At 32.4% G+C, this 14529-nt stretch carries 27 protein-coding genes and 1 tRNA gene; 3 read left to right on the top strand and 25 right to left on the bottom strand.

Features of this window, described 5'->3' with window-relative positions:
- Nucleotides 1-74 precede the first annotated feature (74 nt).
- From G7035_RS20275 to G7035_RS20225, 12 genes are all read right to left on the bottom strand, one after another.
- A tRNA-Ile gene (locus tag G7035_RS20275) sits at nt 75-151 on the bottom strand.
- A 203-nt stretch (nt 152-354) separates the two neighbouring features.
- On the bottom strand, nt 355-729 hold the full coding sequence (locus tag G7035_RS20270; protein ID WP_019687658.1) for a hypothetical protein: 375 nt from the start codon (nt 727-729) through the stop codon (nt 355-357).
- A gap of 232 nt (nt 730-961) precedes the next feature.
- Complete coding sequence (locus tag G7035_RS20265) at nt 962-1375, bottom strand: LytTR family DNA-binding domain-containing protein (protein ID WP_019687659.1); 414 nt, start codon at nt 1373-1375, stop codon at nt 962-964.
- 43 nt (nt 1376-1418) lie between these two features.
- A complete protein-coding gene (locus tag G7035_RS27715; protein ID WP_019687660.1) occupies nt 1419-1541 on the bottom strand; it encodes a hypothetical protein in 123 nt (40 codons plus the stop codon).
- Nucleotides 1538-2068, bottom strand: coding sequence for an accessory gene regulator ArgB-like protein (locus tag G7035_RS20260; protein ID WP_172494052.1), 531 nt, complete (start codon nt 2066-2068; stop codon nt 1538-1540). Before G7035_RS20260 ends, G7035_RS27715 begins: the two co-directional genes overlap by 4 nt.
- Nucleotides 2061-2702, bottom strand: a complete 642-nt coding sequence (locus tag G7035_RS20255; protein ID WP_019687662.1) for a hypothetical protein — start codon at nt 2700-2702, stop codon at nt 2061-2063. The genes G7035_RS20260 and G7035_RS20255 overlap by 8 nt, the downstream gene beginning before the upstream one ends.
- Before the next feature lie 112 nt (nt 2703-2814).
- Nucleotides 2815-3792 (bottom strand): phage lytic cycle repressor MrpR family protein, encoded by a 978-nt coding sequence (locus G7035_RS20250; protein ID WP_019687663.1) that lies wholly within the window; start codon nt 3790-3792, stop codon nt 2815-2817.
- 4 nt (nt 3793-3796) lie between these two features.
- On the bottom strand, nt 3797-5131 hold the full coding sequence (locus G7035_RS20245; protein WP_019687664.1) for a DNA sulfur modification protein DndB: 1335 nt from the start codon (nt 5129-5131) through the stop codon (nt 3797-3799).
- Between the two features lie 58 nt (nt 5132-5189).
- The gene (locus G7035_RS20240) at nt 5190-5960 is read right to left on the bottom strand and encodes a hypothetical protein (RefSeq protein ID WP_019687665.1); all 771 of its coding nucleotides are present in this window, start codon (nt 5958-5960) and stop codon (nt 5190-5192) included.
- An 8-nt stretch (nt 5961-5968) separates the two neighbouring features.
- Nucleotides 5969-6442, bottom strand: coding sequence for a hypothetical protein (locus G7035_RS20235; RefSeq protein WP_019687666.1), 474 nt, complete (start codon nt 6440-6442; stop codon nt 5969-5971).
- A gap of 111 nt (nt 6443-6553) precedes the next feature.
- Entirely contained in the window at nt 6554-6937 is a 384-nt protein-coding gene (locus tag G7035_RS20230) for a hypothetical protein (RefSeq protein WP_019687667.1), read from the bottom strand.
- A gap of 9 nt (nt 6938-6946) precedes the next feature.
- Entirely contained in the window at nt 6947-7159 is a 213-nt protein-coding gene (locus G7035_RS20225) for a hypothetical protein (protein ID WP_019687668.1), read from the bottom strand.
- A 210-nt stretch (nt 7160-7369) separates the two neighbouring features.
- Here G7035_RS20225 and G7035_RS20220 point away from each other — a divergent pair, with 210 nt between their 5' ends.
- Nucleotides 7370-7579, top strand: coding sequence for a helix-turn-helix domain-containing protein (locus G7035_RS20220; RefSeq protein ID WP_019687669.1), 210 nt, complete (start codon nt 7370-7372; stop codon nt 7577-7579).
- 39 nt (nt 7580-7618) lie between these two features.
- Here the strand turns inward: G7035_RS20220 and G7035_RS20215 are convergent, their stop codons facing one another.
- Nucleotides 7619-7999 carry a type II toxin-antitoxin system PemK/MazF family toxin gene (locus G7035_RS20215; protein WP_019687670.1) on the bottom strand — a complete coding sequence of 127 codons (381 nt, stop codon included), beginning with the start codon at nt 7997-7999 and terminating at the stop codon, nt 7619-7621.
- Between the two features lie 289 nt (nt 8000-8288).
- Here G7035_RS20215 and G7035_RS20210 point away from each other — a divergent pair, with 289 nt between their 5' ends.
- A complete protein-coding gene (locus G7035_RS20210; protein WP_019687671.1) occupies nt 8289-8810 on the top strand; it encodes an RsfA family transcriptional regulator in 522 nt (173 codons plus the stop codon).
- 363 nt (nt 8811-9173) lie between these two features.
- On the opposite strand, the gene G7035_RS20205 is transcribed toward G7035_RS20210, so the two are convergent.
- From G7035_RS20205 to G7035_RS20150, 12 genes are all read right to left on the bottom strand, one after another.
- Nucleotides 9174-9452 (bottom strand): hypothetical protein, encoded by a 279-nt coding sequence (locus tag G7035_RS20205; RefSeq protein ID WP_019687673.1) that lies wholly within the window; start codon nt 9450-9452, stop codon nt 9174-9176.
- Nucleotides 9453-9486: 34 nt separating this feature from the next.
- Entirely contained in the window at nt 9487-9762 is a 276-nt protein-coding gene (locus G7035_RS20200; RefSeq protein WP_019687674.1) for a recombinase family protein, read from the bottom strand.
- A 54-nt stretch (nt 9763-9816) separates the two neighbouring features.
- Entirely contained in the window at nt 9817-10971 is a 1155-nt protein-coding gene (locus G7035_RS20195) for a hypothetical protein (RefSeq protein WP_019687675.1), read from the bottom strand.
- Between the two features lie 38 nt (nt 10972-11009).
- Nucleotides 11010-11375 (bottom strand): cyclic-phosphate processing receiver domain-containing protein, encoded by a 366-nt coding sequence (locus tag G7035_RS20190; RefSeq protein WP_019687676.1) that lies wholly within the window; start codon nt 11373-11375, stop codon nt 11010-11012.
- 31 nt (nt 11376-11406) lie between these two features.
- Nucleotides 11407-11760, bottom strand: coding sequence for a hypothetical protein (locus G7035_RS20185; protein ID WP_019687677.1), 354 nt, complete (start codon nt 11758-11760; stop codon nt 11407-11409).
- 33 nt (nt 11761-11793) lie between these two features.
- Nucleotides 11794-12159: a hypothetical protein gene (locus tag G7035_RS20180; protein ID WP_019687678.1), complete on the bottom strand. Its 366-nt coding sequence runs from the start codon at nt 12157-12159 to the stop codon at nt 11794-11796.
- A 46-nt stretch (nt 12160-12205) separates the two neighbouring features.
- Entirely contained in the window at nt 12206-12565 is a 360-nt protein-coding gene (locus G7035_RS20175; protein WP_019687679.1) for a hypothetical protein, read from the bottom strand.
- A 23-nt stretch (nt 12566-12588) separates the two neighbouring features.
- Nucleotides 12589-12828 carry a hypothetical protein gene (locus G7035_RS20170; protein WP_019687680.1) on the bottom strand — a complete coding sequence of 80 codons (240 nt, stop codon included), beginning with the start codon at nt 12826-12828 and terminating at the stop codon, nt 12589-12591.
- A gap of 40 nt (nt 12829-12868) precedes the next feature.
- The gene (locus G7035_RS20165; protein ID WP_019687681.1) at nt 12869-13030 is read right to left on the bottom strand and encodes a hypothetical protein; all 162 of its coding nucleotides are present in this window, start codon (nt 13028-13030) and stop codon (nt 12869-12871) included.
- 287 nt (nt 13031-13317) lie between these two features.
- Nucleotides 13318-13494 (bottom strand): hypothetical protein, encoded by a 177-nt coding sequence (locus G7035_RS20160; RefSeq protein WP_019687683.1) that lies wholly within the window; start codon nt 13492-13494, stop codon nt 13318-13320.
- A 25-nt stretch (nt 13495-13519) separates the two neighbouring features.
- Entirely contained in the window at nt 13520-13693 is a 174-nt protein-coding gene (locus G7035_RS20155) for a hypothetical protein (RefSeq protein WP_019687684.1), read from the bottom strand.
- A gap of 80 nt (nt 13694-13773) precedes the next feature.
- Nucleotides 13774-14169 (bottom strand): hypothetical protein, encoded by a 396-nt coding sequence (locus tag G7035_RS20150; RefSeq protein WP_019687685.1) that lies wholly within the window; start codon nt 14167-14169, stop codon nt 13774-13776.
- A gap of 101 nt (nt 14170-14270) precedes the next feature.
- Between G7035_RS20150 and G7035_RS20145 the strand changes: the two genes are divergently transcribed.
- Complete coding sequence (locus G7035_RS20145; protein ID WP_019687686.1) at nt 14271-14525, top strand: hypothetical protein; 255 nt, start codon at nt 14271-14273, stop codon at nt 14523-14525.
- The last annotated feature ends 4 nt before the right edge of the window (nt 14526-14529 follow it).

The following is a 14529-nucleotide window of genomic DNA, read 5'->3' as shown; positions in this document are numbered from 1 at the left end:
CCTGTTCATGTTTTGACATCTCCTTTCAGTTATATCTTATCTATATAATCACACATTTTTGTGTGTTATTTTCTTGGTGGGTCTTGAGGGATTTGAACCCCCGACCAATCGGTTATGAGCCGACCGCTCTAACCAACTGAGCTAAAGACCCTTGTTCATTGCCTTTTGGTAACAGTCTATCTTGATAAAAGTATTCTTTTATGACGTCGATTACCTTGCTAATTAAATATAACACGCTTACTCATTATAGTCAATGTATTTCATTATTTTTAATTGTATAATCATTATACATTTTTATTTCTAGCTATAAAGTATGTAATCAGCCGAACCATACGCTCGGCAATGGCTATGCAACTAAGACAAGGCTAAGTGTAGCAAATTTGAGTATTTATTTTTTTCATACAAGCTATATAATGTTTCTGGATCTGTTACTTTTAATCTAGCTAACTTAAAACCATCAACTTTTTCTTGACATAATCTCTCAAGTGCCATGATATTATTATCATTATAATCAACAATAAACTCACTCTTGTCCTTATATCCTTCTTCATTGATCAACTGTTTTCTTTTTTCTGAGAGATAAATATATTCAGAGCCAGGATTACCATTGCAAAATAAATACATTTTTTGTCTGTCAGAGTCACTTCTCAAAAGGAACTCAATTTTTTTAATTATTATTGTGGCGCTTTTAGGTATATCAAGCCGATAAATTAGTTCGTCTTGCTGCATAGCATTATCTCCTTGCTGTCGAATTCTATACTTTTATTATACGAGATTACTATAATTAGGCAACAACTTTACACACCATGTCTAAATATATTGACTTAATCAATATACTGGAAAAACGTCCATATAGTGTGTCACTTTTTGTCGAATCGTTTTATTCAGGAACTTATGTTCGTATTTATTTTGATTATACTACTGCCAAAAGGCATAAGCAACATAAATCCAAAAATAACTCTTATTTTTTATTGTTTCTTAATTTTTGTAGCATTTTTTTCACATTGGTTAAATGTACCGCAGCTATCTCTACAAAGCTTTTTTTGTTTTTATCAAAGTATATCTCATATACCTTTTCATCAATTTCATCAATTTTAGTAACGTCAGCCATGCTCCCTCTACCTACTCTTACGAAGCCTTCAATATTCTCAAATAAACGCATCGTCTGTTCCGTTCTTGTTTCATCGATATACTCGCCCATATCTGTTATGTATACAATTCTTGTTTGCCCAGTTCTTCCACTTTTCTTTTCAGTTCTAAATCCTTGAATTTCAGATACTGGCAGCATAATTGCTACTTCGTCTATTTTGTCACCTATCTTTTTAACTACTTTTATAGTATCCGTTGATTTCAATTTTTTCACCTCATAATTCATTTGGTGTCTCGCCTCCCAAAAGAAGAACGAGACACCAAATATCTTATTTCAATTCTTCTGGCACTGCTTCTCCATGGATCAACGTCCAACTAGCAGTGCTTACTACTGTTACAGCCAGCAGAGAGCAAAAACTACCAACAATCAGCATAAGTTTGTTCAATTTCATACCTTTTCACCTCCTCTCAAGCGTATCAAGAGGAGACTTTGTACTAAAGCTGCTAAATTCAAAACTGGAATATTAATCGTATATATTAGCGTAACTAATATTAAAGATATAATTTTAAACCATTTAAAATTTTTTGGTTTCACTCTTGTTTGCTGTTCGATCTTACTTGGTGCATACAACATTACTAATATTATACTCGCTAGGTACATAGCGAAAGAATAATTATCGAAATAATTGCCACACAATGCAATTAAAATTATAACAAGAGATGAAAAAACTATACACATTTCTGCTGATTTAAAATGAAACCCACCTGAAAACATTCTTACTGATGAAAAACCAATTAGTGCAAGTATTGCTTCTTTGGTAATCCCCAGCAACATTGATGCTATTAAAACAATAAATATTGGAATGGTATTCGATATAATAAATTTAATTGTATACCTTACTATTTGTTGTGACGGTAATTCATCAGGATATTTCCTTTTAGCTGCAATACTCCATTTATCAGCCAACTGATTAATCATATTCATTTTTAATTTCCTTTCTTCTTTCTATAAAAATCAGTAAGACAAATATTATTATCCAAAAAACTACGCTAATAGTCATATTATCGAAAGTTGGCTTTGTCATTACAGACACTCCGATCAGAGAAATAATGAATAATACAACATTAGAGACATTAATTTTGAATTTCAAAGTATATTGATACGGCAGTGTTGTAAAGAAAACAGATCGTTTTCTTAATGCAAGGCTTATTAAGATCATTGTTGAGTCACCTAAAAATTGAATCAACGTTCCATAATCTTTTGTTGTTGTAAAAAAATCAATTTTTAGTGTTAATGCGAGTATGACAGCAGTTAAAGTTTGTAAAATCATCTGCACTAAGAAACTAATTCCCGATATTCTCAGTGATGAAAGAGGGGATAACTTAAATAAAATTACAAGAAAAAGAATCATGCATATAAGGTTTGTCACGGGAGCAATCCTATTCGGAAAACCATATTCCATATATAAGTAGGAACCCACCGAAATACACAGGCTTGAAACGATAAATTGTATCCAATAATCTCTTATTTTTACCGAATACATACCAAATCCAAAAATAAAAATCGCCATTCCATCCAACATTGAGAATATTATGTATTTAGCTGTTTCCATGTTTGCCCTCACGTTCTTATAATTAAATATAATGAATTTATAATGTAAATATATCATGCGTTTATGTTGATGTCAACACAATTTTCCATAAAAAAAGTAGAATAAGAAATACTTATTCTACTTCAGGATAAACTCTTTTTATGGTTTCTTCATTGAGGAAATCTTGAGTATACATTGTACTGTTGATTATACCACCATCACGCAAACCAACATTAAATTGTTTACATATCTTATGAATATCTGAACGATCTAAAGATTTTTTGTTATCACGAAGGTATTCTATTCTTGCCATTTCTAACATGCCTGAATTTCTTATATCGATTGGAGATAAACTTGGCCTATTCAGTTTTTCACCAAACTTTGTAACAACAAATGTTATTAATGACTGTTTAACTTCTTCTCCTCTCGTGCTCTTTATTATATATTCATTGTCTTTTAATTTGGAAGTATCTTTTCTTTTGCTACCTTCACCAAAATTGGATTTGTACACTTCTTCTTTATCGGCTGCTAAAAGAGATTTAATTAAATATTCACTAACAATAATTTCTCTTTCTGTTGTTTCATAGCGGTCTACATTTGTTAATTTTATTTTATTATTAGCCTTATCGATATTTTCCACTTTTAAGGTTCTTATTTCAGAACTGTTTCTACCCAGAATACCTTCAAATATTGATAGAATTATCGCTATATCTCTATAACTATCCAATTCAGATAAAGCATCGTCTAAATGCTCTTTTTTAATTAATGTTTGTTGTGGTACAAATTTTTCAAAGTCGCTTTTCCCTTTCATTGCTGCAAGTGGATTCATTTTATCTTTTCTAAGCCCTTGCGCACTTGCCCACTCAACGTATTTCCTGAGAATTGACCCATAATTCATTGCACTACTTAACTTTGTTGGAGCTAGAAGATAAATAACCTCTTCAAATTCACTCAATGTAAAATCATAAAGGTCTTTTTCCAATCTCATTTCCACTCTGCTTGCACGTTTTAATTTTCCTTCGTAGTTTTTACGAGTGTTTTCTCTAAATTCACTTAAAAATCTTTTTTTGATCTCTGGATTATATAGGCTATCCCCATATATATTATTCAATTTGTTACACCTCTTTGATTATATTTTCAAAATGTTTTAGTATGTCCCCTTGAATGCGAGTAGACGAATAAGCTCTTTTAGCCTCAAATAAATCTATAAGTGTTTTATCGTTACTTAAATCAAGACTATCAATTATTTTATTTAACTCCTGTGGATTAATGCTTTGATTATCTTTTTGATACATTTTATAAGCGATCACTGTATATCCAAAAAACATTAAAGGGTGATTTATATAGCTCTTATCATACTTTTCTCTATTTTCCAAAAAAGCATCCACATACAAACTTATCAAAATACCAAAATATTTCACAAGATAGTGAGATACATTTTGATAATCAAGATACGTCTGAGGATTAAATGTTCTTTCAATCGCTAAATTTAAGATACTGAAAGTTGTCAATTGCCCAACAGCAGTATTTGGCTTAGTTGTAGAGGCAATTCGAATACCTTTAAGTTCGCTGTCTTGGTTGGTTTGTAATTCTTTTACAACAGAAGCAGATCGCCCAGTAGCAGAAAGTTCTTTCTTTCTGTCTTTATTTAAAATGTTGATTGTATTTATCTGACCAAAAAATTTAGAGGCAGTTTGCTGATCATAAGTTCTAATCGATAGTTCAAAATTAAAATTTAAATCATTTTTCTCATTCATTGCTTTGACAGTAGCCTGCAAACGGTGAAAACCATCCAATATACTTATAGTAGCATCTTTGTTTATAATTAATTGTCCAAACTCGTCTTCTTTCGGAATCCAAGTTACTGGTTCTGATTCAAAGTTATAAACGTTAAATCTTATGGTATCAGTTAAATAGTCATTCGCAACCAGTTTATTAGCAATAGTTCTCACGGAAGACTGATTTACAATAGGCGTTTCAATAATTCCATCGTTGCGATTGCCTTTATATTTTAATCCTCTTTGAGACCTTGGATCGTATATTATCATCTGCGATTCAAACATCTTATTTAGAAGCTTGGCTGATATTTTTGAAGAATATGCTTTTTCGTCAATTTGTATTGCATTAAAAGTCAAAGGTAGACTTATTGTTTCACTAACAAATTCTGATGCTACACTTTCTTTTGCTTCTCTAATTTCAGTCGCTGTAAAATGTTCAAGTGGATCTATACCACCAAAAACACTATTAATGCACTCAGTAAAGACACATAATAAGGGTAGACTAACCTCTTCAATGCTTTTCTTTTTTAAAATAATCTCGTTTAATGTTCCATAGGGAACTCCTAGTGAGTTTAATCTGTCATTTACACTAAGTATCTTCTTTCTACTTGTCTTATGTTCATCAATTATCTCAGTAATTATCTTTTCTACTTCTCTACGGTCAGTTTTCAAATGTGATACACTCCTTTATTAAAGAATTATAACACATAAATATAATAAATATACACGATCATTTTTTCCTAAGTTTATCTAACAAATTGTGATTATTACCTTCCAAAACCAGAACTTTAGTCACATCTTTTAAGTCTTTTGTATTCATTAATTCGATTTTATTTAGAATTTCATTCTTTATTTTATTCTCACAAGTGATGCAGAATTTCTTTCCTTCAATAAAAAGAAACTGCGAATAACATCTTTCGTATTCACATACTTTTTCCCCAACTTTCTTTGGAGAAAATTCTGCTTTTTTCATTGCTTCTGTCCAACTCAACCCCTTATTGTTCATTGCACTAGAAGATGGTTTTAGTTTCAAACTATCATATTCTACTTTTGTTGGAATGTAACCTATTTTTTTAATGGAATTTTTTAAATCAACAATCATTGATTCAATGCTTGTATATTTGTTTTTCAAATTTACTTCAGCAGCTTTGCATATTTTCTCTATTCCAAAGTGGTCAGATATATACTCCCAAGCAGGCTCAAAATTACCAGCTTCATAATCCACTTTATCTACATACCCATTTAATACATTTAATAATTTGAAATTACTGATTGCTTTTATTCTGTTTTTTTCTAATAAGTATTCTTCTTTTGTTGGAATACCAGCTTTTTTCAAGAAATCTTTAAAATTTGTTTTAGCTTTTCTATTGTAGGTATCCCATGTAGTAGTTTTTTCTTTGTTTCTATAAAAATCAAAGAGTTCTACTGTGAGGTATCCTCCTGCTTGCTTTGCCGCCAACTTTGCTTCATTTATATATTTATTTTCAAGCTCCATATTCATGTTACAATTCACCTCTCAACAAAGTACCTGTTGGTCATATACCAAGCTTTACCCTTCACTGTATCAACCATACCCTTCTTGCTATCCAAGAATACAATATCTCCACATTCCTTACAGCCCCATTTATTCCTCTTGTACGCTGACTCTTCTATATAGGAAGCTCCACATTTACACTCTACCTGAATCAATACCTTGTGCTGGCTGTATGCATCTGCTAATTGCTCTTTAGCCTTACTTACTACTACTGGTTGCTGTATTGCTGCTACATATTCCCTTTGCTCAGAAAATTCATTATGTACTTTAAAATCTGCAACAAGCTCAGGATTCAATCCGAAGTATTCTTTACCAACTGTGGTTACATATTTACTCCCAACACGATAAGATTCTATCCAGTCCTGTATTTGTTTCGTGGATAGGTTTACACTTCCTTTAATACCGCTATTTAGCGTGTAAGTCATAACAAAGTAAAGATAAGTTCCCATAATACACCCCCATCTAAATATACTATAAGCGATAATTATTATCAAAGAGTAAAAAAAATAAGCGTAGCACATATATGCACGCTCATCATTAGATTATTATTTACTCTCAAGTTATACCTTTGTTACTAACTTTTCTTTCTCAAACTCATCAACAACGATCCTAAGTCTTATAAGATTCTTTTGCTTCTCTTTTTTATAATTCTTTATATGTAATTTTACTGCTTTTAAGGCTTTATTGAAATACTCTTTGTCATAATCATTATGAATATTCAACAAATAGTATTTTGTTGCGTCTGCGGTAATCTTGCTCCTATATCCCTCACCCTTCATCATAGAACAAAAATCGGAGATATGAGACAGAGCTGTTCCTCTGTGCATTCCTGATAACAGTGAAATGGAATTTAACGCAGAACCAAGATCCATCTCATTATGAAAAACCTTTCTAGAATATTCGTATGCGGTTTCAATCATTAGTCTTGTTATTATTTTCCCCATTATTTTATATCACTCCTCATTGTTGTGTTCTTCTATCCATTTAGCTATATCTAGGTTAGTTTTAACAACTTCATCTTTCTTAGTGTCCCATATGCGGAAACCATTTGCCATAAAGTTATTTAAATCGTTCGCTTCTTCTGCTTCAATATTTACAAATTTCCATGTCTTCAGGTTATGCTCTTTATCATAGGCTGCTAATTTCATTAAACTATATCTTTTCATAGTAACATGTCCTCTAAAGTTGTATTTTTTACTGTTATTTCATTAAACAATCTGCTAGAATAAAATGACAAATACACCCTTCGCCCAAAATCATAAGGAGTGTATTTGTCTTGTTGTGTAGTGACACGAAATTCGTATCACCTGAGTTATATTATAGGGTTTATCTAATTTCGTGTCAACCCCTATTTGTAATTAATGGAGGAAATGTGTATGTCTTGGGTTGACATCAATCTTAAAGCTATACTTAAAAAATTCGAAATAAGCGAAAGGGAAATTTCAAGAAGAACAGGTATCAGACAGGCTACAATCAATAACATGTGTAATAATGATGTTAAGCAAATTTCTTTAAAAAATATTTCTCTCTTGTGTGATGAACTAGGAATTGATATTTCAGAGTTGCTTACTTTAAATAGAAAATAAAAGAAGGATATTCCTTCTTTTATTTCACTCTCATCCTACTTAGTTGATCCCCGCCACTACTTTATATGTACTGTTCAAACTTGATTCATATTCATGAGGAATACTTGCAACCTTACAAGCCAAATCTTTTTTGTCTAAAACTCTCATCTGTTCAAACAATGCAACTGAATGTCTATCGAATCCACATTTATCTTTGTCTAAAAGTACATGAGTTGGAAGATTTCCTTTTTGAGTCTGTGCGGATAAAGGGACTACCATAACTACTGGAGAATATTTATTTCCAATATTGTTACTCATAACAATCACAGGTCTCTGTCCCTTTTGAATGTTTGTTTTTACTCCATTAGTTTCTCCTAGGTTTGCAATCCATACGTCCATTTTTTTTACTTCTCTCGTTACTCTTTCTACTGCTACCGCCATTATGTACACGCTCCTTATAATTGAAACTTGTTTATGTTGTTCTTATCGCTATCTTCGTATTATTCCTATTATATATAACTACACATTCTACTTTTAACTCTAACTATGTTTCTCATTTATTTACTCTCTATATTGGTAATTATACAAATAAAAATAATAAAAAACAATACGGAACGTTTGTTCTGTCAAGGAATTTAAACACCATGTATATATTCAGTCTTTTACTGCATAAATAACTTGACAACTGGATATACATAGCAATAAGGAATATTTATTGGGAGGAATATAGATGCGACAAGACGCTTGGACTCAGCCTGAAGATGATCTACTAGCCAAAACAGTGATAGCCAATATACGCAGCAACAAAACCCAATTAACCGCATTTCAGGAGGCTGGGAGAGAACTAAATCGTACAGCGGCAGCATGTGGTTTTCGCTGGAACAGTGCTTTGAGACATAACTATAGGAATGAAATAAAAGCAGCTAAAGAAGAAAGAATGAATAATAAGATAAATACAAAAATAAGAAATACAAATACCAACACAGCTATGAAAGAAGACATAAAACATATGACAGAAATAGATAAAGCAATCGACGCACTAAATAACCTGCGATTGGAATTTCTAAATATGCAGGAAACAATTCGAATGCAAACAAATAAAATAAATGAGTTGAAAATCGAAATTAGTGATGGCAGAAAAGAAAGACCTATCGCAAGCGAGGATTTAGACACATTAATTAAAATTATACACAGAGCTGAGCAATTAGGGTTTCCAAAAACCATTGGACATAAAGAAGAACCTGCCATTTAATTGGCAGGCTTTTTAATAAAAATTATATTTTACTCACTATAAAACAAACTTTGTGGTGCGGTTATTTAGCTGCATCGTTCAGAGGTTGATTCAGCAGAGATCAATCAGCAATTCGCTTGCCTTCAACCCTTCCCCAATACCAATTAGATATACAGCCTTCCTAAGTGCTTCTCTTGCCTTCTCGTCCACTATTGCTGCTTCCCCTTACTTGTATGTATTTTATCCATTGCACTCATGGAGGATGTGCTTAACGTGTTCCAACACATCCTCTAGTTTCTTACCACACTTCTCACAATACATTCTGCATTTCACCTATCTTTTTAATTAAAACTACATTTCAACTGCCATCCATAAATATCTAAATTAATCTTCTATAAACTTTTGTCTTTTTATACATTCTACATGCTTCTTATGTTGCTTCTTTTTCTCTTCGTCCCAAGGCTCATACTCTAAAATATTTTCAGACATATACAATCTTACTACTAATTTTCCATTTACCATTCTTTCTACTACATATTTGTCCTTAACATCACAATAACCTTTTATCCATCCAATACTCGCACCTCTTACCCATATGCGTTGGTTATAGCTCCATTTATTTTGTTTAGATTTTAAGTTATCTATTAGTCTATTTGATACCAACCCATTTTTCTCCCTTCCGCTTAAGATATAAAGATCAAGAGAGTATCACCAATTGCGTATCATTATGTCTAAGTTGTTCTTTGAACATGTCTAAGGTTTCTTTGTTTCTACTAATTCGGGTTACGTCGGTCACAATAACAGCGTCAACTTCTGATAGATTATTGGTAGCTAATTCTAAATCTACATCACTCGCTACTACAACAATGTGAACAAGATTGATACCTTCTGATATTGCATACTGATTTATTTTATTTTGCTGTTCGTCTATGCTCCATTCGATAGACGATCTTACGATTGCCATAGCCTTCATGAATTAATACTCCTTTACTATTCGCATTAATATTGGACTAATCAAACTTGCATTTTATAAAGCTTCTACCCAGTTTACGGCTATCTCAAAATCGTTAATTACTTTCTCGGTATCCCTCGCATTGGGCATGAGCGAAGAATGAGCAATCTTATGACGGTATCTATTCCTGTGGGAATTAATGTTTGTCCAAAGAGTAGGATTGTTTCGTACCAGTGATTGCCCTGCCTTCTCATTCAATTGTCTGTCGCATCTCCTATAAAAATTAGTCTTTGTGCTGTCTAAGAAAGTATCAATTTCCGCTTGCGTGTTTCCATTCAAATACATTTTCTCAATGATTTTTTGTTCTACAGCAACCTCAAGAGCTGCGGAACTATTAATGATTGCTGAACGGTACTCTCCTCTTTCAGCAAGATTGCGAGCCATTATAATCAAATCTTTAGTAGGTGGAATATCGAAACCATTTATAAGTCTTTCTTTTAATGTTTCAACATGATTACTATCGATCTCTGGTAACCATTTTTGATATGGCATCATGCTAGGTGCTTTTCCAGCATGCTTAATAGAATCATAATAATAACCATCGACAAACTGTCTCGATGTCGTCCCCTTAAGAGTATGCATAGTTGTAGTTTCGACAAAAAAATCATTTCGCAGATAAGAATATTGTTTTATGAATTGATTTAAAGCATTATGATAGGGATAAACTAATCTGCTAAGTTCATTCAATCTCCTATTAACAACGTAATCTATTTTTTCTTCTAAAACCTGATCTGTATTGTAGGTGCCAAATTCTGTTGTCGCCATTCTAGTTAAATCAATGGTATCAGTATATTTAATTCCTTCTCTTATCATTTTTGATTTAATTTTATCAATCAAGTCGTCGTTCGTGACATTTAAATACAGTTCATCTTTTAATTCTAGTTCCTCCTCAATTGTACAACTAATATAACTTTTACAAGGTTCGAAAGCATAATTTGGAATACGATTATTGATTATGTAACTTTCCAATTCCGCTCTCTCACCTTCGATACACATGGCAGACTTTTTGCTACCAAAAGGATTAATATGTACTCTGAAAACATCATCACTTAATTTTAGGATAAAATCTTTCTCTTCTGTTGGGTTTAGTCTCGTTCTTACTGAATAATCTCCATTTGGAAGTTGAATCATAAATGGTAGCTCGTTTGTGAACTGAACCTTTAATTTCATTTTATTCTGGGTCTCCTCTCCATTATGAAACATGCCTTTTACCAGCTACCAGAATACTTGTTCACCGTTATAGGATAATGATATATCTCAATATCCTCATCGATAAAACCTCTCCGCTGAGCAGCTAACAACGTTTCATGCATGTTCTTGCGTCCCACAGGGTTGTCTGTATGTAAATATATCTTATCAGCCCTCAATCCATGTTCACAGAAGTACTTCACCAAGTCATATCCGTTAGGCAGTTCTTTACCATCTACGTCCTCTCCCAAATCATGGTCTAACGTAAGAATGCCGACACTTTTGGTTTCAAGGATATGTATTGCTTCATAGTATGTACGAGCCACCACAAAGCCATCTGGACAGTCTCTAAGATCGTCAACATACAGGTCAATCTTATCAGTCACAGCTATGCTCCTTCCCTGTGAAACACATCTTTTACTTTAACTCAAAGGTATCCAATATAAATTTAACTTCGTCTGCTGAAATTGAAATTATTTTTCTCACACCTTCAACCTTTTCTTCTTCGTTTGCCATGATTACAACTATTCCTGTAAGTTGTTTGCCTTCAATCTCAATATTTGGTCTTTTGTCATCACTTAAAGCAGTAGGTACTGAGTGTACACTTAGACTTGTTCCTTTGATTGGCATTCCAATCGGATGGTTTCCTATAATTTCAGCTAGGCTATTAATGTGATTATCCATCCATCTAACATCAAATCCCAAGTCAGGATCTAAGACCATTATTCTTGTTTTCTCATAAACAGGTTTTTTCTTCTTGAACCAATTCATTTTCTTACCACCATTCACTTTTGAATAACCGTCTCACAAAGTTTCATCTGAACCTCCAAATTTATCAAAAATATCTACTAAACTAATAGCAGAAACAATCGGATGTGTTTTTTCTTTATCTCCGGGCAAATAAACAATTTCATTATCGATTTTTTCTTGAATTAGATTAATAAGAAGCTTGGCTCCAGCAACGTATATTTCATGTAAATTCCCGTCGATATCGTAGTTATAATCTTCACCACGTTTTGGAACTTTAAACTCTTCCAACAGATACTGAATATCACTAGATTCGAGTCCAATCTGTGATAGTCCATAGGTTAATCTAACAACTTTCGATTCAAATGGATGTGCAACCATTTCTCCATTTAAAATATGATATCCGTAAGGTGCTTCAGACATATGAGTACCTCTTTCCTTAAAATATTTTCAAGGTAAAACAGTCATTTCACACAAATTGAATTGAGATTCCGTCTTCAGTTGTCTGAACGCTCACTGTTAACTCAACCAATTTATTCTCTTCTATCCTCTTTAGTATTTGTACTTCATCGTGTGTAAAATTTCCATCAATGAAGAGCTTAAACCTGTCCTGTCTCTCTTGAAGTTCATCTGCAAGGTATTCGTTTATTCCTTTTACTAAATCTTCAATTTTGTCCATCTTATCAATCATTAGAAATTTATCTTCTAAATAAAGCATTCCCTTTGTGACAGGAACACCTTTATAATCAAAGAAAATATCACCTTTTTCTTTATTGAAGATCTCGGCCATTGCTATATTCTTTGTTGCTTTTCCTTTAACCAGTCTCATGTCTTCATCTCCTTATAAATTAGTTATTTCACGTAAATCTCTTTAATGTCAGTTGCTAAAGTTCCAATTAATAGTATCATATCTCTTTCTGTTAGTTTTTTATTTTCTTTTAGTAAGCTTAATATATTTTGAACGCATTCTTCAACCTTCATATCCTTGTAGTGATCTTGAGCCTTTTCGAGTTTTTCAATGGCTTCTTTTGCGTCATAAGATGCCATTGACATTCTAGCAAACCCCTCCAGAACCTTATCCTGTGCATTCATATTGTTACTCCTTCATTTTATGAATAAAATAAACCTTTTACTACAACATAATATATTGATTGCCATCATCCATGAAAGCCACCAACAATGACTTCCTTTTAATAGTCCTAGCTTGAAAGGCGACAATGCGTGAAACATCTACTTCCATTTCCTTTTTAGTTGCTTCGTCGTATACGAATATCTTCTTTTTATCCTGACTCATTCTGTATCACCTCTGCGCAATAGCGCAATATTCTTCAAACTCTACAATACTATGTTACTAGTTTCTTTACAATGTTTGCCTATCGATAAATAAATCATAACATATCTCTATACCATATTCAATATATTCATTATTTTTGTTTATTAAAAAGACCACATTAACGTTATCTTTATTATGTATGTTTCAATATTCTATGTTGTTCATATTGTTTCGCTGCTTCTTGTAATTCGATCCACTTGCCCTGATCATTCCTAACATACAGCTTATTATCTTTTAATGCCCCAGCTTTAAACATAATGATACTCACTCCCCGTTAAAGAACTATAGATGTTCACATTAGCAGAAAAAATACTCCAGTGATAGAAACGATCAATCAATACAAAACTCATTGCTTCTTTGGAACGTCCAGCGGTTTCGATTTCTTCTTTTACTTTTCCATCTACAACTATCATATATGTATCCATCTCAAATTCTCCTTTTATTATATTTTTATTCGTTAGACAGAGGTACTACTTGTTCCGTTGCTTCTGTAATATCTTCAGCATCATGCCAATTCTCAAACTTGACAGCTAGATCTACGTCATGCGTATATAGTTGACCGCGCTGTTCTTCCCAATCTGCTCTAAGGTATTTCTTCGTTTCTGTATTAATTACTGTAAACATATTTATTCCTCCGTTGTTATGTGAATTATAGTTATTAAAAGACTTATTTTATCTGTAACATTTCCCTATTGCTGATAACACTAACTCTTAACAAGCTTTTCAAAGTCATAAATAAATGACTCCATTTTTTTCTTATTGAATTGATAAAGTTTGTGTTCATTTAATGCTGGTCTATCTATAAAAATTGTGTTTTCTCGGATATGAAGATAGCCATTAGTGTCGAGTTCTTTGTCATAATATTCGTAATAGTCTGATCCTAAACTGTCGGCTCCCTTGGGAGATAAATTAGCCCAAGCTTCATTCGCAATCATTTTAATGTAGTTATACAACTCTACGAAATCCTTAAGTTCAAAATTATATGTAACATTATATTTATTATTTATTTGGTTTTGATTCATTTCAAATATCACTGCTGATTTTCGATGTTTAACAATTAACTCTGTCCCGTTAGAACATGTAAAAACCCTAGTCTTCATAATCTTCGCTCCTTCTTACTTGATTACATTCCAGTATTTGCATATCATACAAATAGATTAGTATAATTAAATTAATCTTAAATTGAGAAAGGAAAATATGAATGGTAGTAAAAATCAAAAATTTGGGTTATGGATTAAGCGCACTATCCTTCGTTTATGCTATTTATGCATACTTCATCAAACATCTGCTAAGGGTTACTCCAGATACACGAGAATTTATGGGTTCTCAGATTAGCAATTCGCTTAATAAAGATTTAGTTCAAGCATTAAATGACTACACTGTGTCTATTCCATTTGCTTTTATTTTCTTAGCGATTGGTATAGCAATTATTTTTGCTAATAAATACTTTGATTAAGTTG

It is taken from the genome of Paenibacillus polymyxa, from assembly GCF_015710975.1.
Lineage (GTDB): Bacteria > Bacillota > Bacilli > Paenibacillales > Paenibacillaceae > Paenibacillus > Paenibacillus polymyxa.
The sequence above is the reverse complement of the archived record's forward strand: the minus strand, read 5'-3'. Positions and strand labels throughout refer to the sequence as shown.